This window comes from Corynebacterium sp. AOP40-4SA-5 (genome assembly GCF_052377355.1).
GTDB lineage: Bacteria > Actinomycetota > Actinomycetes > Mycobacteriales > Mycobacteriaceae > Corynebacterium.
Genome location: NZ_JBQSWS010000012.1, coordinates 74,671 through 93,232, shown reverse-complemented (window position 1 = coordinate 93,232; position 18,562 = coordinate 74,671). Strand labels below are relative to the sequence as shown.

Sequence of the window (18,562 nt, the reverse complement as noted above, 5' to 3'; positions counted from 1 at the left end):
GATTGCTTCGCAACTCTCATCTTGTACCGGCCAGGGCCTCTATATGTTGTGCGACACCGCATCGGCTCCACCGTCAGCTATGCACTACGTATCGCGAAGAGCCAGTTTGCCTGCATTGATGGTTTATGCAGGTGGGGGCCGGTTTTTGGGTGTGCTTTTTAGTGTTAGCAAGTGGTGGCATCGTCAAAATGGCAACGGACGATGAACTGTTCCGGTCCCGTCGAGTGGGGCGCATGATCGAATCGGCGCGCAAGGGTGCGGGCGTGACCCAGGCTGCGGTGCTGGAGGCGCTCGGCAAGGGGACTTCGTACCGGGCGTGGATGCGCGAGGTGGAGACCGGGGAGCGGTTCCGCGGTAAGGGGCCGACCGTGCTGCCGCCTTACGAGTACAAGAAGTTGGCTGGCGTTGTGGGGCTCGATCCGGTGGATGTTCTGTGTGCGGCGGGCGTTCCGAAGGTCGAATGGGGCGGCTTATCGAATAGTAGTTCGACTAATGCTGGTGTTGTTCGCGTCGACGTCACAGGCTTGTCCGACCTGCAGGTTAGAGTGATCGATGACCTCGTCAGGGAACTACGGAAGGTGCCAGATGATGACAAAGAGGACGGCGGACGATAGAACGCGCAATCGAACGAGCTTTGACCTGCTGGTCATCCCCAGCCGGTCACTAGTGATCGCGGGAGGCCACCTGAGTCCCGCAGAGGTCGACCGGGCCCGGTCTGACTGGGCTGCCTACGGCAACAGCGCCCCTGTGGATCCGTCGCTCCGCTGGACCATCGCCCTGTGTAACCCGAAGGGAGGCGAGGGGCGCGTGCACTCCGTGATGCAGATCCCCGCCTACGCCGGCGCATGACCCCGCGCAGCACCGAAGCCCCAGCCGGAATGGCTGGGGCTTCGGTCGGTCCGACGGGGGTAGCGCCGGTTTCGGAGCGCTGGAGCGCTCGCATGGTCGCTACTCTGGGCTGTGCGGACCATTGTCCTGACCTACAGGGCGCCGCAGAGACAGAATGCGGACGATCATGCAGGTCAAGTATGGAGGGAATGACGGGAATCGAACCCGCGTCTTCAGCTTGGAAGGCTGAGGTATTAGCCACTATACGACATTCCCGCTGTTGCGCTGACGACGATACACCACCCTGGCGACGCAGGAAAACCGGCAGGCCCGGCAGGGGAGGTCCGGTAAGCACGCCCCACTGTTGGCCGCGTCCTGCAGGACCCCGTAACATCGGCGCAAGCGCGCCTCCCCGGTGACTGCCCTGCGGTCGAGGCGGGCGCGCGGACGGGATATGGCGCAGTTTGGTAGCGCACTCGCTTTGGGAGCGAGGGGTCGTGGGTTCAAATCCCGCTATCCCGACGGGAACGGATCGGAAGTCGGTTAGGTGAGACCCCGCTGACAACCGCCGTCGGCAACACGATAAAATCTTCAACGACCATTACCGGTGGCAGCCTCCGGCCGTCCCCGCCCTCCCTGTGGTCCGTCGTCAGGCGGGCCGGGTACAGGTGGGGTGGTTGGACCCGGAGGTGACGCGGACGGAACGATCCCGTGGCCCACCGGCCGCAAGTACACAGACCAAGAACACACAGGAGTGTGCATCCGTGAAGAGCTCCGTTGAACAGCTGAGTGCCACCCGCGCCAAGCTCACCGTCGAGGTTCCCTTCGAGGAACTGAAGCCTGAGTTCGACAGCGCCTACAAGTCCCTCGCCCAGCAGGTCAGCCTGCCCGGTTTCCGTAAGGGCAAGGTGCCGGCGAAGATCCTCGAGGCCCGTCTGGGCCGCGGGTCGATCCTCAATGAGGTTCTCAACGAGATGCTGCCGAGCCGCTACAGCCAGGCCGTCGAGGAGAACGACGTCAAGGCCCTCGGCCAGCCCGAGATCGACATCGCCGAGCTCGAGGACAACGACCACGTCACCTTCACCGCCGAGGTCGACGTCCGTCCCGAGATCGAGGTGCCGGACTTCGCCGACCTCTCCGTCGAGGTCGACGCGCTCGAGGCCGACGAGGAGTCCGTCGAGTCCGAGCTGACCAACCTGCGCGCCCGCTTCGGCACCCTCAAGGCCGTCGAGCGCGCCGTGCAGGACGGCGACTTCGTCTCCATCGACCTCGACGCCAGCGTCGACGGCGAGACCGTCGACGAGGCGTCCTCCGAGGGCCTGTCCTACGAGGTCGGCACCGCCTCCCTCGTCGAGGGGCTGGACGCCGCCCTGACCGGCCTCTCCGAGGGCGAGTCCAAGGAGTTCACCACCACGCTGGTCGCCGGCGAGCACGCCGACAGCGAGGCGCAGGCCACCGTGACCGTCAAGTCGGTCAAGGAGCGCGAGCTCCCCGAGCTGGACGACGACTTCGCCCAGCTGGCCTCCGAGTTCGACACCCTCGACGAGCTGAAGGACTCCCTGAAGTCCCAGGTCGAGGAGCAGCTCAAGGGCCAGCAGGCCGCAGCCATCCGCGACAAGGTCCTGGAGGCCGCCCTCGAGAAGACCGAGGTCGCCCTTCCGGAGTCCGTCGTCAAGGAGCAGGTCGACGGCCAGATCCAGCAGCTGGTGAGCCAGTTCGGTGGCGACGAGGCTGTCTTCGAGCAGATGCTCGCCGCCCAGGACATCACCCGCGAGAAGTTCGAGGAGGACGCCCGCGAGGGTGCCGAGGACTCCGTGCGTACCCAGCTGTTCCTGGACGCCCTGGCCGACATCGAGAAGCCGGAGGTCTCCCAGCAGGAGCTCACCGACCACATCCTGTTCACGGCCCAGCGCTACGGCATGGACCCGAACCAGTTCGTGATGCAGCTGCAGCAGTCCGGCCAGATCGCGAACCTGTTCGCCGACGTGCGCCGCGGCAAGGCCCTGGCCATCAACATCTGCAAGGTGACCGTCGCCGACGACAAGGGCAACTCCATTGACCCGAAGGACTACTTCGGTGAGGAGGCCGACCTCAACGAGTCGGCCGACGCCGAGGCCGAGGTCGTCGAGGCTGACGCCGACGCCGAGGAGAAGTCCGACAACTGAGTCGGGTCCACCTCGGGCAATGAACCGCCGCACCGCTGACCTCCGGGTCGACGGGGCGGCGGTTTTCCGTACCCGGACCGCGCCGGCGCGCTGCCCGGACGCCGCCGCGGCAACCCGACCGTGCGCTGTCAGCGAACAGGGCCCCGGAGAGGGGCGTGGCGCCATGCTGTTGACTAGTCTGGTGCACAGTCCAACACGTGAACTTGAGCGAGGAGCATAAGTGAACACTAACGACATGTCTGCCGGTCAGGCGCTGCGCCAGGCGCAGATGGCCTCTACCGCGGGGATGAACCTCAACGACTCGGTGTTCGAGCGTCTGTTGCGCGAGCGGATCATCTTCCTGGGCACCCAGGTCGACGACGAGATCGCCAACAAGCTCTGCGCGCAGATCCTGCTGCTCAGCGCGGAGGATCCCGAGCGGGACATCTCGCTGTACATCAACTCGCCCGGTGGCTCGGTCACCGCCGGCATGGCCATCTTCGACACGATGCAGTTCGCACCGTGCGACGTGGCCACCTACGGAATGGGCCTGGCGGCGTCGATGGGGCAGTTCCTGCTGTCCGCCGGCACGAAGGGCAAGCGGTACGCGCTGCCCCACGCCCGGATCATGATGCACCAGCCGTCCGCCGGCGTCGGCGGTACGGCCGCGGACATCGCCATCCAGGCCGAGCAGTTCGCCCAGACCAAGCGCGAGATGGCCGAGTTGATCGCCGAGCACACCGGCCAGCCGCTGGAGCAGATCCAGAAGGACTCGGACCGTGACCGCTGGTTCACCGCCCAGCAGGCACTGGAGTACGGGTTCGTGGACCGCGTGATCAGCTCGGCGAAGGAGCAGTAAGCAGAGATGGAAAGCAACAACATGAACGGTTACACCCACGCCAGCGAACTCACCGGCCAGGTCTCGGGCGGGCAGATGCCCACCTCGCGTTACATCCTGCCGTCCTTCGTCGAGCACTCCTCCTTCGGCGCCAAGGAGTCCAACCCCTACAACAAGCTCTTCGAGGAGCGCATCATCTTCCTGGGCACCCAGGTCGACGACGCCTCCGCGAACGACATCATGGCGCAGCTGCTCGTCCTGGAGGGGCTCGACCCCGACCGGGACATCACGATGTACATCAACTCGCCCGGTGGTTCCTTCACCGCGCTGATGGCCATCTACGACACGATGCAGTACGTGCGCCCGGACATCGTGACCGTCTGCCTCGGCCAGGCCGCCTCCGCTGCGGCGGTCCTGCTGGCCGCGGGTACGAAGGGTAAGCGTGCGGCGCTGCCGAACTCGCGTGTGCTGATCCACCAGCCGGCCACCCAGGGCACCCAGGGTCAGGTCTCCGACCTGCAGATCCAGGCGGACGAGATCGAGCGTATGCGTCGTCTGATGGAGTCCACGCTGGCCCGCCACACCGGCCAGTCCGAGGAACAGGTCCGTAAGGACACCGACCGCGACAAGTTCCTCACCGCCGAGGGTGCCAAGGAGTACGGCATCATCGACCAGGTCTTCGAGTACCGCAAGCTCTCCACCCAGTAAGAACGGGTAGGACGCTGCGGCGAAGCCGCAGGACGCCGCGGGGACGCGCCGCGCCGGATCACGGATCCGGCGGGGCGCGTCCCCGCGGTTTTTCGTGCGCGTGGGGCATGCACGGCAACGCCGATAGTGCTGCCGACACGTGCTTTGGGAACCCTGAACCACCCCCCTGGGTGACCCCCGATATCACGAGGACGTGAAAGAAACCCCAGCACACGGACCTGTCAGTCGGTAAAACTAGTTCACCCTGCGAACGGCTTTGCGGCCAGCGCACGGGCGGATACCGTGAGACGCACATCACGTTCACCGCAATCCCGCAGAAGGGGTCACGTCCATGGTTCCGATCAGTAACGTCTCCGTCGACGGCAGCTTCGCACCGCTGCACTTCCCGGAGTACCGCACCACGGTGCTCCGCAACCCGAACAACGACCTGCTGATGGTCCCCGAGCGTCTCGGCGAGACCACCGGTCCCGTCTTCGGCGACGGCGCCCTCGGTGCCGAGGACAACGACATGACCAAGGCCAACGGGGGAGAGGCCATCGGTCAGCGCATCTTCGTGCACGGCCGGGTGCTCGGCTCGGACGGCAAGCCGGTGCCGGACACCCTCATCGAGGCGTGGCAGGCCAACTCCGCCGGACGCTACCGCCACAAGAACGACTCCTGGCCCGCCCCGCTGGACCCGCACTTCAACGGTGTGGCGCGCACGATGACCGACAAGAACGGCGTCTACAGCTTCTACACCGTGCAGCCCGGCGCCTACCCGTGGGGCAACCACAGCAACGCCTGGCGTCCGGCGCACATCCACTTCTCCCTGTTCGGCCGCCAGTTCGCCGAGCGTCTGGTCACCCAGATGTACTTCCCAGGGGACCCGATGTTCTTCCAGGACCCGATCTACAACTCCGTGCCGGAGGGTTCCCGCGAGCGCATGATCGCCGCGTTCGACTACGACGAGACCCGCGAGAACTTCGCCCTGGGCTTCAAGTTCGACATCGTGCTGCGCGGGCGCGACGCCACCCACTTCGAGTAGTTCGAGCAGTTCGAGAAGAAGGAGAAGACCGATGATCGACAGTGACCCGACGGGTCCGTTCCGCTATCCCGCCCCCGCCGTCCGCGACCAGGACGACGCCCCGTTCGGCATCATGCCCTCGCAGACGGTGGGCCCGTACGTGCACATCGGGCTCACGACACCCGGCGCGGAGAACATGGTCGACGAGGACGCGATGTCCTTCGCCGCCGGCGAGATCGTGGAGGTGACCTTCTCGGTCACCGACGGTGCCGGGCACCGCGTGAAGGACGCCATGATCGAGCTGTGGCAGGCCGACGTCCACGGCATCTACCCCTCGCCGTTGGACGAACGCTCCGACGAGGGTTCGCTCAAGGGCTGGAACCCGTTGCTCGGCGCGGGTGTGGGCCGGGGCATGGCCGACGAGGACGGGGAGGTCACCTTCCGCACCCGCCGTCCCGGCGCGACGCCGGCGGAAGCCGGAGAAGCAGCCACCGAGGCCCCGCACCTGAAGGTGAGCGTCTTCGCCCGCGGCATCCTGGAGCGTCTCTACACGCGCGCCTACTTCCCAGCGGAAGGTGACTCCGATCTCGCCACCGACCCGGTGCTCGCCGTGGTGCCGGAGGACCGTCGTTCCCGCCTGGTGATGGAGCAGGTGGGGGAGGACTCCTACCGCATGGACATCGTCCTGCAGCACGAGGACGCCACCGCCGAGACCCCCTTCTTCCGGGTCTGACATGGCGAGCACCCGCACCCTCTACAGCGACGTCGCCTCCGGCGACACCACTGCCGCCGACGCGGTGTCGGACGCCGCGTTCGTCGCGCGCATGGTCGACGTCGAGGCCGCGCTCGCGCATGCGGTGGGCGACGCCGGCCTCGTCGATCCGGCCACCGCCGAGGCCACTGCCGACCTCATCGCGTCCACCACCTTTGACGGTGAGGACCTGACCGCGCTGGCCGAGGCGTCCATCGCCGGCGGCAACCCGGCGATCCCGCTGGTGAAGCGGCTGAAGGCCGCGGCCACGGACGCCGGGCTCGAGACCGCGGCGGTGCACCGTGGGGCGACGAGCCAGGACATCATCGACTCCGCCCTGGTGCTGTGCGTGCGCGACGCCGGCGCGGCGATCCTGGCCACCGCCGCCGAACTCACCGACGACCTCGCCGAGCTGGCGGGCACCCACCGTGACACCCCGGTGATCGGCAGGACGCTCGGTCAGCAGGCGGTGCCGACGACCTTCGGCGTCATCGCCGCCGGCTGGTTGCGCCAGACCGACGCCGCGGCGTCGGCGTTGCGCGATGCCCTGGGCGTCCTGCCCGTGCAGTACGGCGGGGCCGCCGGCAACCTGGCCTCCACCGCGCCGAATGGTTTGAGCGTGCACGATGCGCTGGCCACGCGACTGGACCTGGCGTCCTCCCCGCTGGTGTGGCACACCGACCGCCTGCCGTTGGTGCAGGTCGCTACCGCGCTGGCGGCGCTGGCCGGCTCGGTGCGCAAGATCGCCGGCGACGTGATCGTGTTCTCCGCCACCGAGGTCGGGGAGTTGCGCGAGGCCTCGCCCGGGGGTTCCTCGGCGATGCCGCACAAGGCCAACCCGGCCGCCGCCGTCGCCGCCGACGGGTACGCCCGGCGCACCCCGGCGCTGGCGGCCACCATGCTCGACGCCATGGACCAGCGCATGCAGCGCGCCACCGGCGCCTGGCACGCCGAGTGGCAGACACTGCGCGACCTCGTCGCCGCCACCGCCGGGGCCGTCACCCGCACCCGCGCCAGCATCGACGGCATCACCGTGGACACCGCGGCGATGCGCCGCAACCTCGAGCTCACCGGCGGGGCGGTGCTCGCCGAAGCATTGGGACGATACGTCCCGCGCGCCGAGGTCGACGCCGCCGTCGCCGGCGGCACACTGCGCGAACTGATGGACAAGGCCCGGGCGGAGCACGGTTTCAGCACCGACCCGGGGGACCACACCGGGCACGCCGGCGACATCGTCGACGCCGTGTTCAACGACAGGAAAGGCAGCACCCACCATGGCTGACGACTACCAGGCAGGCCGCGACGCCGCGCACGCGAGGGGCATGGCCAACCGCCGCGCCGTCCTCGGCGACGAGCACGTGGACCGCTCCATCGAGAAGAAGACCCCGGTCACCGAGAAGTTCCAGGACTTCATCACCCGCACCGCCTGGGGGGACGTGTGGGAACGCCCCGGCCTGGACCACACCCAGCGCCGCCTGCTGACCATCGCCGTACTCACCGGCGTGGGCAACGACGGGGAACTCGACATGCACATCCGCGCCGCCCTGCGCGCCGGGGTGGACGCCGACACCATCGGCGAGGTGCTGCTGCACACCGCCGTCTACGCCGGCGTGCCGAACTCCAACCATGGCTTCTCCCTGCTCGACGCCGCAGTGAAGGACCTCGCGTGAGGACGCAGGTCGCCATCATCGGCGCGGGTCCGGCGGGGCTGACCCTGTCGCACCTGCTGCACCTCCACGGTGTGGAGTCGGTGGTGCTGGAGTCGCGTTCGCGCTCGGAGGTGGAGACCACGGTGCGTGCCGGGATCCTGGAGCAGGGCACCCTGGAGCTGATGCGCCGCACCGGCGTGGCCGAGCGCATGGAGCGCGAGGCCGACATCGACGAGGGCATCGAGATCTCCGTGCAGGGTGAACGCACCCGCATCGCGTTGACCGAGCTGACCGGGCACACCGTGGCGGTGTACCCGCAGCACGAGTACCTCACCGACCTCGTCGCCCGGCGTCTCGCCGACGGTGGCGCGGTGCTCTTCGACACCACCGTGGACGCCGTCGAGGGGACCGAGTCCGCTGCCTCCGCCGAGGGGCCCGTGGTCGTCGACTACACCGACGGCGCAGGACGCCACGGCCAACTGCGCGCGGACTACGTGGTCGCCGCCGACGGGTCCGGCTCGCCGCACCGCGCGAGCGTCACGGCGTCCGGCACGTCCGGCACAGCCGGCTCAGGCCGGCACCGTCACGAGTACCCCTACGCGTGGTTCGGTGTGCTGGTCAACGCGCCGAAGACGCAGAAGGAGCTCATCTACGCCACCCACCCGGAGGGCTTCGCGCTGATCTCCACCCGCTCGGAGACCGTGCAGCGCTACTACCTGCAGTGCGACCCGTCCGACACGGTGGCCGACTGGTCGGACGCCCGGATCTGGGAGGCGCTGCACACCCGTGCGGACTCCCCGGACCTGCAGGTCAGCGAGGGGGAGATCTTCGACAAGGCGGTGCTGCGCTTCCGCTCGGCGGTGAGCGAACCCATGCAACGCGGCCGCCTGCTGCTCGCCGGCGACGCCGCCCACACCGTCCCGCCCACCGGGGCCAAGGGCATGAACCTCGCCATCGCCGACGTCGCCGTGCTCGCCCCCGCACTCGTGCGCGTGCTGCGCGGCGACCCGGGCCTGCTCGCCGACTACTCCGACATCGTCCTGCCGCGCGTGTGGCGGGCCCAGCACTTCTCCTGGTGGATGTCGTCGATGCTGCACCAGACGCCGGACGCCACGACCTTCGAGTCGCGTCGGCGCCTGTCCGAACTGTCCTGCGTCCTGTCCTCCGAGGCGGGACGCCGTTACCTGGCCGAACAGTACGTCGGCCGCGATCTTCCCGAATTCGAGGTCTGAGACGTGAACACCACCGTGAACACCACGACACCACGCTCCACCGCCACCGTGACCGTGCTGTGCTGGATCGCCGTCCTGCTCGACGGTTTCGACCTGGTGGTCCTGGGCACCACCCTGCCGTCGATGCTCGACGACCCCGGCTGGGACCTCACCGGCGCCCAGGCCACCCAGATCAGCACCATCGGCCTGGTCGGAATGACCATCGGCGCGCTGGTCATCGGGTTCCTCACCGACAAGCTGGGACGCCGCCGCGTGCTGATCACCGCGGTGTTCCTCTTCTCGGTGTTCACCCTGTTCCTGGCCTTCACCACCAACGTCGCCTGGTTCTCGCTGTGGCGCTTCCTCGCCGGGGCGGGCCTCGGCGGCGCGCTGCCGACGGCGATCTCCCTGGTCACCGAGTTCCGTTCCGGACGCAAGGCCGGTTCGGCGTCCACCACCCTGATGACCGGCTACCACGTGGGCGCGGTGCTGACCGCCCTGCTGGGCATGTTCCTCATCGACGCCGCCGGCTGGCACGCGATGTTCATCGCCGGGGCCGTCCCGGGCCTGATCCTGGCCCCTGCACTGTTCCTGCTGCTGCCGGAGTCGCCGGCGTACCTGCGCATCACCGGCCGGGTGGAGCAGGCCGAGGCGATCGAGGCGTCCTACGGGCTGCAGGTCGACACCGAGATGGACACCCTGCAGGCGCAGGAGGAGGGCGACAACTCCGGTGGTATCCGTGCCCTGCTGCAGCCGACCTTCCGGCTCAACACCATCGCGATCTGGGGCACCTCGTTCATGGGCCTGCTGCTGGTCTACGGGCTGAACACCTGGCTGCCGCAGATCATGCGCGCGGCCGACTACGACCTGGGCAACTCCCTCGCCTTCCTCATGGTGCTCAACGTCGGCGCGGTCGTGGGCCTGTTCATCGCCGGACGCGTGGCGGACGTGCAGTCGCCGCGGCGCACCGCACTGCTGTGGTTCCTGCTCTCGGCGGTGTTCCTGGCACTGCTGGCCATCCGCCTGCCGTTGGTGGGGCTGTACGTGATCGTGTTCCTCACCGGTGTGTTCGTGTTCAGCTCCCAGGTGCTGATCTACGCCTTCGTCGGCGAGAACCACCCGTCCTCGGTGCGCGCGACGGCCATGGGCTTCTCCGCGGGCATCGGACGCCTCGGCGCGATCTCCGGGCCGCTGCTCGGCGGCGTGATGGTCACCGCCGGCATCGCCTACCCGTGGGGCTTCTTCGCCTTCGCGCTGGTCGGCCTGCTCGGCTTCGCGATCTTCTCGTTCTCCCGTACGCTGCGCCCGTCCACCCTTGCCGCGGTGGAGAAGGACGCCGCCGACACCGTGCACTCCTGACCTCTCCGACCGTCCACTCTCCATAAGGAGGATCCGGTGAAACCCTCATCATCCACCACACCCGCCGTCGTCGCGCCGGCAACCGCCGACGAGACGGGCGGACACCCGACCGGGAAGACCCCGAAGCGCGCGGCGCTGTCCAGCTGGATCGGCTCCGCACTGGAGTACTACGACTTCGCCGTGTACGGCACCGCCGCCGCGCTGGTCATCAACGTCCTCTTCTTCCCGCAGGGCACCTCGCCGGGAGTCGCCGTGCTCGCCGCGATGGCGACCGTCGGCATCGCCTACGTGGTCCGCCCGCTGGGCGCGCTGGTCATGGGGCCGCTGGCCGACCGCTTCGGACGCAAGTTCGTGCTGATGCTGTCGCTGTTCATGATCGGTGCGTCCACGTTCGTCGTCGGCTGTCTGCCGACCTACGGGCAGGTCGGGCTGCTGGCCCCGCTGCTGCTGGCGCTGTGCCGCATCGTGCAGGGCATCTCCGCCGCCGGCGAGCAGGGCAGTGCCATCGCGGTGTCGCTGGAGCACGCCGAGGAACGGCACCGCTCCTGGACGACCGCCTGGACGTTGCACGGCACCCAGTTCGGTACGTTGCTGGCCACCGCAGTGTTCATCCCCTTCACCGTCTTCCTGTCCGAGGACGCCCTGATGAGCTGGGGTTGGCGCGTGCCGTTCTGGCTCTCGGCGTTCGTGGTGCTGATCGCCTGGGTGATCCGTCGCCGACTCGAGGAGCCGCCGGCGTTCCAGGAGAAGGCCGCCGAGGACGGGAAGGAGACCGGGCAGGAGGACGAGTCCACCCGCCACAACCCGCTGCGTCTGGTGCTCGCGCACCACCGTGCCGCGGTGGTGCGGGTGGCGGTCGCCTCGATGATCAACACGATCAACATCGTGTTCACCGTGTGGTCGTTGTCCTTCGCCACCTCGATCGTGGGGCTGGACCGCTCCACGATGCTGTGGGTCACCGTGACCGGCAACCTGTGCGCGCTGGTGTCCATCCCGCTGGCGGGTTCGGCCGCCGACCGTTTCGGACGAAAGAAGGTCTTCATCACCGGTGCCCTGGGCGCCGCGGTGGTGATGTACCCCTACCTGATGGCCGTCAACGCCGGGAACTGGCCGCTGATCTTCGTGCTCGGCGCGGTGATGTTCGGCCTGTTCTACTCCATGGCGAACGCCACCTGGCCGGCGTTGTACGCCGAGATGTTCCCGACCTCGGTGCGTGTCACCGGCGTGGCCCTGGGCACGCAGATCGGGTTCGCGCTCTCCGGTGGTTTCGCCCCGGTGCTGGCGTCCCTGGTCGCCGGCAGCCAGGGTGACAACTACCTCGGGGTCGCGGTGTTCTCCACGGTGGTGGCGGTGCTGGTGTCGTGTGCGATCGCGACCACCCGGGAGACGGCGTTCATGAGCCTCAGCGAGATCGACGACGACAAGACAACCGTGCAGGAAGAGAAGGAGAACCGATGAGAACGTCCATCGCCACCGTGTGCCTGTCGGGCACCCTCGCCGAGAAGCTGCGCGCCGCCGCCGACGCCGGCTACGACGGCGTGGAGATCTTCGAGCAGGACCTGGTCGTCTCCCCGCACTCCCCGGAGCAGATCCGGGCCCGCGGCGAGGAACTCGGCTTAAGCTTCGACCTCTACCAGCCCTTCCGTGACCTTGACGGGGTCGGGGAGGAGCAGTTCGTCGACAACCTGCGGCGCCTGGAAGCGAAGTTCGCCATCATGCGGCGCCTGGGCATCGAGATGATCCTGATCTGCTCGAACGTCGGCTCGGCCACCGTCGACGACGACGAGGTCTGCGCCGGGCAGCTGCGCCGCGCCGGCGAGCTCGCCGCCGGCTACGGCATCCGCCTGGCCTACGAGGCCCTGGCCTGGGGGAAGTACGTCAACACCTACCGGCACGCCCAGCGCATCGTGGACCTGGCCGACCACCCCAACGTGGGCACCTGCCTGGACAGTTTCCACATCCTCTCGCGCGGCGACGACCCGTCCGGCATCCCGGACATCACCGACGGCAAGATCTTCTTCGTGCAGTTGGCGGACGCCCCGGCACGCGACATGGACCTGCTGTCCTGGTCGCGTCACCACCGCGTGTTCCCCGGGGAGGGCGACTTCGACCTGGTGGAGTTCCTGCGGCTGCTCACCGTCGCCGGTTACGACGGTCCGGTGTCGCTGGAGATCTTCAACGACTCCTTCCGCCAGGCCGACGTGGCACGCACCGCCGTGGACGGGCTGCGTTCGCTGCGCTGGCTGGAGGACCAGGTGCACCGCGAACTCGACGCGAGCTACCCGGTCGGCCTGACCCCGTTGCCGGAGGCCACGGTCCCGGACGCCTACAGCTTCGTGGAGCTGCACACCGGTCGTCTGGGCGAGATCACCAAGCTGCTGCACCAGCTGGGTTTCGTGCTCGGCGGCTACCACCGCAGCAAGGAGGAGTTCCAGGTGTGGGTCCAGGGCGAGGCACGCATCGTGGTGCGCGACCTGGGGCCCACCGGCAGCGACACGGTGATCGACAGCTTCGGGGTGGACGTCGTCGGCGCAGGACGCTCCGCGGCGCGCGCCGTGGCGCTGTCGGCGCAGCCGATCGTGCGGCAACGCCGCGAGGACGAGGCGGACATCCACGGGGTGTACACCCCCGACGGCACCGGCATCTTCTTCTGCGAGACCCCTGCCCAGGCCGCCGACGCCATGCCGGTGTGGGCCGAGGAGTTCGGCCTGATCGGCGAGGACGTGGCCGGCATCGCCGCGGTCACCGACGCCCGCCCGCGGGTCACCGGTGTCGACCACGTCGGCCTGGCGCAACGCTGGCACCGGCACGACGAGGCGGCGCTGTACTTCACCTCGGTGCTGGGGCTGCAGGCCCACACCCCGGACGCGGTGCCCAGCCCGGCGGGCTACGTGCACTCCCGTGTGATGTCCGCGCCGCACGGCGACTTCTCGCTGACCCTCAACGTCGCACCCGAGGGCAGTGAGCAGGGCGACTTCCTCGCGGCGTCCTACCCGGAGCACGTCACCCTGGAGGTGGACGGGATCATCGGGCTGGCGCGCCGGGCGCGCCGGCGCGGCCTGGAGATGCTGCCGGTGCCGGACAACTACTACGACGACCTCGTCGCCCGGTTCAACCTGGACGAGGACACCGTGGCCGAGCTGCGCGAGTGCAACGTGCTCTACGACCGCGACGACCACGGCGAGTACCTGCGGTTCTACACCGGCACCCTGGGCACGATGTTCTTCGAGCTCGTCGAACGCCGCGGCGACTACGCCGGCCACGGGGTGGACAACACCCCGGTGCGTCTGGCCGCGCAGTACCGGGTGCTGCGCGACGCAGCCCGCGGCATCCCCAGCTGAGACCAACACCCACCCAGAACACCCACCGAGAGAAGGATATCCACCATGAGCACCACCCCCGCCCGTAGTTTCCTGTTCGGCCTGATCGGCTCGGACCTGTCGCTGTCGCGCACCCCGCCGCTGCACGAGGCCGAGGGCCTGGCCCAGGGCCACCCCACGGTGTACCGCCGCCTCGACGTGCTCACCGACCGCCTGGAGTCGCGTCCGCTGGAGCAGCTGCTGTCCAGCGCGATCGACATGGGCTTCGACGGCCTGAACATCACCCACCCGTTCAAGCGTGAGGCCCTGGACCTCCTCGACGACGTCGACCCGGTCGCCGCCCGCCTGGGTTCGGTGAACACCGTCGCCATCCGCGACGGGCGCACCACCGGGCACAACACCGACGTCACCGGCTACGCCCGGGGCCTGTCCGAACAGCTGCCGGACGTGGCCAAGCGTGCCGTGGTGCAGGTCGGCGCAGGGGGAGTGGGCAACGCCATCGCCTTCGCCCTGGCCGAGGCCGGGGTGCAGGAGCTGCAGATCCGCGACGTCGACGCCGAACGTGCCGCCGAGCTCGCCGACAAGCTCAACACCGCCACCGGGACGTCCGTGGCCACCGGCGGTGGCCCCGACGGCGTGGAGGACGCCGTCGCCGCGGCGGACGGGGTGGTCAACGCCACGCCGTTGGGGATGCTCAGCCACCCCGGGACGTCCTTCGACACGTCCTGCCTGACCCCGGGGCACTGGGTCAGCGACGTGGTGTACATGCCGGTGTCCACCCAGCTGCTGCAGGAGGCGGCGGCCGCGGGCTGCCGCACCCTCGACGGCACGCACATGGCCGTCTACCAGGCGGTCGACGCCTTCGAGCACTTCACCGGGCTGGCCGCCGACGCCGACCGGATGCGCGCCACCTTCCACTCGCTGGGGTAGGGCGGCTTAGCGCCGCTCATCGACGCTGCAGCGCCCCGGAGAGCTCCCGGCGCCCGGCGACCCCGAGCTTGCGGTAGGCGCGGGTGAGGTGGTGCTCGACCGTCTTCGCCGACAGGGTCAGCTCCCGGGCGATGTCGCGGTTGGTGGAGCCGTCGGCGGCCATCACCGCGATCTGCTCCTCCTGGGTGGAGAGCAGCGGGGTCGTCTCCTCGGAGGCGTCGGACGCTACGACGTCTGTGCTGCTTCCGCTGATCCCCGCCGCGCGGCGTTCGCGCCGGCAGCGTTCCACCATCGCCGCCGCGCCCATGGAGGCGAAGACCTCCTCGGCGCGGGAGAAGACCTCGTCGGCACGTCGACGCCGACCGAGGCGGCGCAGCACCAGGCCGTACTCCAGCAGGATGCGCGAGTGGTAGGCGCGCATCGGGGTGTCGGCGATGATGTCCACGGCCTCGTCGAAGCAGCGCAGCCCGGCCTCGACCTCGCCGCGGCGCAGCAGGATGCTGCCGCGCGGCACGCGCAGCTTCGCCGCCAGTGACGGCAGTGGGGTCGTCCCGCGGGCGGCGGCCCGGTGCTCTGCGCGTTGTTCGGCCTCGGTGACCACCGCGTCTGCGGCGCGGATGCGTCCGGCGCGCACGAGGCACTGCGCGTAGACGTCCTCCCACGGCCAGAAACCGGGCTGCTGGGTGTCGGTCTCCGTGCCGATGCGCGCCAGCGACTCGCCCATGCGCAGCGCGGCGACGAGGTCGCTGCTGTTGGCGGTGGTGATCATGCGGCTCATCGCCGCCGGCAGGCGTTGGATGAGGAAGGAGTCCGGGTCGTCCGGCAGACGCGCGGTGTAGCGTCCGGCGCCGAGGGAGTCGCCCTGGAAGGCGGCGACCTGGGTGCCCGTCCACAGCAGCACCGGTTCCAGCAGGACGCTGCCGTGGGCCTCACCGGTGGCCAGGCCGCGGTCGACGACGCGGCGGGCGGCGTCGAAGTCGCCGAGGACGTAGTGGGTGCGCGCCAGCCATGCGTCGCGCCAGACGGCAGGCAACGGGCCGGACGGTTCGGAGCCGGGTGTGGTGTTCGTGTCGTGCGTGGTGAGCAGGTCGCGGGCGGTCAGCGGGTCGTCGTCGACGAGGGCGAGCCAGCCGTCGACCAGGGGGTGCAGGGGGCCGGCGTGCGTGTCGCCGGTGATGCGCCGGGTGATGCCGGTGAGCAGGTCGTCGCCGGCGGTGGTGGCGTGCCCGAGCATGGCGCCCGGGTTCCAGTCGGCCAGGGCGAGCACGGCGCGTTGGCGCGCAGCGTCGGGACCGCCTGTGCCGTCGAGCGCGCCGTGGGCGCGGCGCCGGTCGCCGTCGTGCATCGCCAGCGTCGAGCGGCAGGACGCCGCGGTGTCGCCGGCGCGTGACCACAACCGTGCCGCATCGAGGTTCCCCGCCCTCGTCAGTGCCATGGCGGTGGCGGCGGGATCCACATGCACGCTGCGCAGGGCGGTGGCCTCGCCGGCCCAGTCCTGGTTCCGGTGGTGCTGTTCGGCGGCCTCCCGCAGCAGGTCCCGGGTGTGCCCGACGTCCTGTGTGTCTCCGGCGGCCAGTGCGGCGTGCAACCGGTGGTGCAGCCGGCGGTCGGTGTCGGTGCAGGCCTCGGCGGCCCGCCGGTGCAGCTGCGCCAGGGTCGCCGGCGGTGTGCGATCGAGGACGGCCGCGCGGTGACGAGGGTCGCGGAACTGCACGTGCGTCCCTGCGGTATCGCACTGCACGGTGCGCAGGACGGTGCGGAATACGTCCTGCCCGGCGACGTCGAGGGATGCGCCCATGGCGACGATCAGTGCGACGGGGACAGGGGAGGCGTCCGGTGCACCGCTGACGACGACGGCCTGAAGGAGGTCGGTGAGCCCAGGGGAGTCCTGGTCGAGGGCCTGGTCGAGGGCCCGGTCGAGGACACGGTCGAGGGAGGCGGCCCAGGTGTCCGGGACGCAGGGGAACACCCCGAGCAACTCGGCGAGCAGGTCGATACGTCCTCCGGTCATCGCGTGCATCTGCTCGACCGTGTGTGGTGCGGGCATGCGTCCGGTCGTGGTCTCGCAGTACGTGGCGACCTCGGCGACGGAGAGGGGAGGCAGGATCACGTCGATGTCGGCGGTGAAGTCGGTGGCAGTGGCGGTTCCCACCACCATCAGGCGGGCCGGGCGGTCACGTCGTTGGGTCTCGGCGACGAGCCGGCGCACGGTGGACGCCGCGGCGCGGTCCAGGTCCTCGACGAGCAGGAGGGTGTCGGCCGTGGCGTCGATCGCGTGCTGGTCGAGCGTGGCCTGATCGAGTTCGCCGCCGTCGGGCAGCAGCCGCTGCTGCACGGTCCGCCACCCCGGGGACCCGGTGGCCAGTTGACGCAGCAGCCCGGCGCCACCGGCGCAGCGGTCGTGAACACGGACGAGGAGTCCGCCGTGGGCGGGCACGCTCTGCTGCAGCGACAGGATCTCCCTGACCTGTGTGTGGTGGAGGCGGTCGGTGGTGGTCACGCCGGTCAGTGTAGTTGGGCGAGTCTCGCCGCCGCGCCGCTCACTCCCCGCCCGGGGATCCGAGCCCGCCGATGCGGTCGAACTCGGCGCGCATCATCCGGCAGCGGGTCAGCAGGTCCTCCCGGTCGGTGTCGACGGCTGCCGCGACATACGTGCGGAGAGCCTGGCGCCGGGATTCCCACCACTGCCGCTCAGCCTCGGTGGCCGCCGCGTCGTACCGGTTGGAGTACGCGACGCCCAGGCTCGCAGATACGGACTTCATCACGTCGTACTCGGCGAAGTAGATGTGCCCCTTCGTGGGTTCCGACAGCATGGTGACCTCCCGTGGTTCGCCGCGGGCCTATCACGGCGAAAACGTCACGACCGGGGAGAACGAGGCCGGGCGATACGCCGGTAGACCTCCTCCATGGGGCCGGTGTCCATACGTAGTCCCTGGGCGTCCCCGAACGTCGCCGCGGACGCGGCGATCCAGGACTCCCGGTCCACCGCGGAGAAGTCCAGCACCACACCGTGGCGTGCGGCCAGGTCGGTCATGAACAACCGTCCCGTGCGGCCGTTGCCCTCCCGGGCGGGATGGGCGAAGTTCAGGTCGGTGTGCACCTCGGCGAGTCCGTCCACGGTCTGCGCGAAACCGGCACCGTCCCAGTCGACGCGGCGAATCAGCCCGTCGACCTGACGCAGGTACATGCCCATGCTCGCGTGGTCGCCGAAACTCTGCCCGCCCTTGGTCATGTTCACGTCCCGGAAGGTGCCGGCGAAGTCGTAGATCCCGCCGAAGAGCTCCGCGTGGATCCACGCGAGCTTCTCGCTGGTGGTCTCCCCGTGCAGCTCACCTTCGACCGCCAGGTCGGCGAGGTCCGCGCCGAGGCGTGAGGTCATCCGGTGCTCGGCGACGGACAGTGGCTGCGCCGCGCGGATCCCCAGGCGGTTACGCAGGACGCCGGTGCCGGGGTAGAAGTACCGCCGCCACGCGGCCGCCGGGTTGGCGGCGGGCGACTGCGGCAGCTGTTGCGTCCGCTGAGTCTGCTGCGTCTTCTGAGTCCGGGTATCCCGGCTCTCCCCGTCGGACGGCGCGAGCTCGGCGACCATCGCCTCGATCTCGCGTGCGCCCATCCGGGACGGTTCCGGACGCCGCACGTCGGCGGCCAGCGCGCCCATCTCCTCGTCGGTGGGTTCCCACCCCTCCAACACACTGGAGTGCGCCGCCTGCACCACCCGCCGGGCGACTCTGTCGTCCCCGCCCTCCATCCCGGCGAACACCGACGGGAACGCCGCACGGTACCCGTCGAGCCCCCTCAAGGTGGCGAACTCGACTTGTTCT

At 69.4% G+C, this 18,562-nt stretch carries 16 protein-coding genes and 2 tRNA genes; 14 read left to right on the top strand and 4 right to left on the bottom strand.

Features of this window, described 5'->3' with window-relative positions; all coding sequences use genetic code 11:
• Positions 1-188: 188 nt before the first annotated feature.
• Positions 189-614, top strand: a complete 426-nt coding sequence (locus tag ACT3S3_RS09120; RefSeq protein ID WP_441588187.1) for a hypothetical protein — start codon at positions 189-191, stop codon at positions 612-614.
• A gap of 415 nt (positions 615-1,029) precedes the next feature.
• On the opposite strand, the gene ACT3S3_RS09115 is transcribed toward ACT3S3_RS09120, so the two are convergent.
• Positions 1,030-1,104 (bottom strand) — tRNA-Gly (locus ACT3S3_RS09115).
• 172 nt (positions 1,105-1,276) lie between these two features.
• Here ACT3S3_RS09115 and ACT3S3_RS09110 point away from each other — a divergent pair.
• From ACT3S3_RS09110 to ACT3S3_RS09050, 13 genes are all read left to right on the top strand, one after another.
• Positions 1,277-1,350 (top strand) — tRNA-Pro (locus ACT3S3_RS09110).
• 242 nt (positions 1,351-1,592) lie between these two features.
• On the top strand, positions 1,593-2,993 hold the full coding sequence (gene tig / locus ACT3S3_RS09105) for a trigger factor (protein WP_441588188.1): 1,401 nt from the start codon (positions 1,593-1,595) through the stop codon (positions 2,991-2,993).
• A 235-nt stretch (positions 2,994-3,228) separates the two neighbouring features.
• The gene (locus ACT3S3_RS09100; RefSeq protein WP_301442121.1) at positions 3,229-3,831 is read left to right on the top strand and encodes an ATP-dependent Clp protease proteolytic subunit; all 603 of its coding nucleotides are present in this window, start codon (positions 3,229-3,231) and stop codon (positions 3,829-3,831) included.
• A gap of 21 nt (positions 3,832-3,852) precedes the next feature.
• Positions 3,853-4,518 carry an ATP-dependent Clp protease proteolytic subunit gene (locus ACT3S3_RS09095; RefSeq protein ID WP_441582103.1) on the top strand — a complete coding sequence of 222 codons (666 nt, stop codon included), beginning with the start codon at positions 3,853-3,855 and terminating at the stop codon, positions 4,516-4,518.
• A gap of 331 nt (positions 4,519-4,849) precedes the next feature.
• Positions 4,850-5,542 carry a protocatechuate 3,4-dioxygenase subunit beta gene (gene pcaH, locus ACT3S3_RS09090; RefSeq protein WP_301442104.1) on the top strand — a complete coding sequence of 231 codons (693 nt, stop codon included), beginning with the start codon at positions 4,850-4,852 and terminating at the stop codon, positions 5,540-5,542.
• 31 nt (positions 5,543-5,573) lie between these two features.
• Complete coding sequence (gene pcaG, locus ACT3S3_RS09085) at positions 5,574-6,254, top strand: protocatechuate 3,4-dioxygenase subunit alpha (protein ID WP_301442105.1); 681 nt, start codon at positions 5,574-5,576, stop codon at positions 6,252-6,254.
• 1 nt (position 6,255) lies between these two features.
• Complete coding sequence (gene pcaB, locus ACT3S3_RS09080) at positions 6,256-7,554, top strand: 3-carboxy-cis,cis-muconate cycloisomerase (protein ID WP_301442106.1); 1,299 nt, start codon at positions 6,256-6,258, stop codon at positions 7,552-7,554.
• Positions 7,547-7,942 carry a 4-carboxymuconolactone decarboxylase gene (gene pcaC, locus ACT3S3_RS09075; RefSeq protein ID WP_301442107.1) on the top strand — a complete coding sequence of 132 codons (396 nt, stop codon included), beginning with the start codon at positions 7,547-7,549 and terminating at the stop codon, positions 7,940-7,942. The genes pcaB and pcaC overlap by 8 nt, the downstream gene beginning before the upstream one ends.
• Positions 7,939-9,153, top strand: coding sequence for a 4-hydroxybenzoate 3-monooxygenase (locus tag ACT3S3_RS09070; protein ID WP_441578870.1), 1,215 nt, complete (start codon positions 7,939-7,941; stop codon positions 9,151-9,153). Before pcaC ends, ACT3S3_RS09070 begins: the two co-directional genes overlap by 4 nt.
• 3 nt (positions 9,154-9,156) lie before the next feature.
• Entirely contained in the window at positions 9,157-10,491 is a 1,335-nt protein-coding gene (locus ACT3S3_RS09065) for an MFS transporter (protein WP_301442109.1), read from the top strand.
• Between the two features lie 135 nt (positions 10,492-10,626).
• On the top strand, positions 10,627-11,949 hold the full coding sequence (locus ACT3S3_RS09060) for an MFS transporter (protein ID WP_441578884.1): 1,323 nt from the start codon (positions 10,627-10,629) through the stop codon (positions 11,947-11,949).
• Entirely contained in the window at positions 11,946-13,832 is a 1,887-nt protein-coding gene (locus tag ACT3S3_RS09055; RefSeq protein ID WP_301442112.1) for a sugar phosphate isomerase/epimerase and 4-hydroxyphenylpyruvate domain-containing protein, read from the top strand. The genes ACT3S3_RS09060 and ACT3S3_RS09055 overlap by 4 nt, the downstream gene beginning before the upstream one ends.
• A gap of 45 nt (positions 13,833-13,877) precedes the next feature.
• Complete coding sequence (locus tag ACT3S3_RS09050) at positions 13,878-14,741, top strand: shikimate dehydrogenase (RefSeq protein ID WP_301442113.1); 864 nt, start codon at positions 13,878-13,880, stop codon at positions 14,739-14,741.
• 16 nt (positions 14,742-14,757) lie between these two features.
• Here the strand turns inward: ACT3S3_RS09050 and ACT3S3_RS09045 are convergent, their stop codons facing one another.
• From ACT3S3_RS09045 to ACT3S3_RS09035, 3 genes are read right to left on the bottom strand one after another with little or no spacing between them, the layout of a single operon-like run.
• Entirely contained in the window at positions 14,758-17,241 is a 2,484-nt protein-coding gene (locus ACT3S3_RS09045; protein ID WP_301442114.1) for a helix-turn-helix transcriptional regulator, read from the bottom strand.
• A 40-nt stretch (positions 17,242-17,281) separates the two neighbouring features.
• Positions 17,282-17,554, bottom strand: coding sequence for a hypothetical protein (locus ACT3S3_RS09040; RefSeq protein ID WP_301442115.1), 273 nt, complete (start codon positions 17,552-17,554; stop codon positions 17,282-17,284).
• Between the two features lie 44 nt (positions 17,555-17,598).
• A complete protein-coding gene (locus ACT3S3_RS09035; protein ID WP_301442116.1) occupies positions 17,599-18,540 on the bottom strand; it encodes a Fic/DOC family protein in 942 nt (313 codons plus the stop codon).
• Positions 18,541-18,562: the final 22 nt, after the last annotated feature.

Excerpts from the sequence above, each read along its gene's own strand:
- ACT3S3_RS09120 (WP_441588187.1), top strand. The coding sequence starts at position 189 with ATGGCAACGGACGATGAACTGTTCCGGTCCCGTCGAGTGGGGCGCATG.
- ACT3S3_RS09100 (WP_301442121.1), top strand. The coding sequence starts at position 3,229 with ATGTCTGCCGGTCAGGCGCTGCGCCAGGCGCAGATGGCCTCTACCGCG.
- ACT3S3_RS09095 (WP_441582103.1), top strand. The coding sequence starts at position 3,853 with ATGAACGGTTACACCCACGCCAGCGAACTCACCGGCCAGGTCTCGGGC.
- pcaH (WP_301442104.1), top strand. The coding sequence starts at position 4,850 with ATGGTTCCGATCAGTAACGTCTCCGTCGACGGCAGCTTCGCACCGCTG.
- pcaG (WP_301442105.1), top strand. The coding sequence starts at position 5,574 with ATGATCGACAGTGACCCGACGGGTCCGTTCCGCTATCCCGCCCCCGCC.
- pcaB (WP_301442106.1), top strand. The coding sequence starts at position 6,256 with ATGGCGAGCACCCGCACCCTCTACAGCGACGTCGCCTCCGGCGACACC.
- pcaC (WP_301442107.1), top strand. The coding sequence starts at position 7,547 with ATGGCTGACGACTACCAGGCAGGCCGCGACGCCGCGCACGCGAGGGGC.
- ACT3S3_RS09055 (WP_301442112.1), top strand. The coding sequence starts at position 11,946 with ATGAGAACGTCCATCGCCACCGTGTGCCTGTCGGGCACCCTCGCCGAG.
- ACT3S3_RS09050 (WP_301442113.1), top strand. The coding sequence starts at position 13,878 with ATGAGCACCACCCCCGCCCGTAGTTTCCTGTTCGGCCTGATCGGCTCG.
- ACT3S3_RS09040 (WP_301442115.1), bottom strand. The coding sequence starts at position 17,554 with ATGCTGTCGGAACCCACGAAGGGGCACATCTACTTCGCCGAGTACGAC.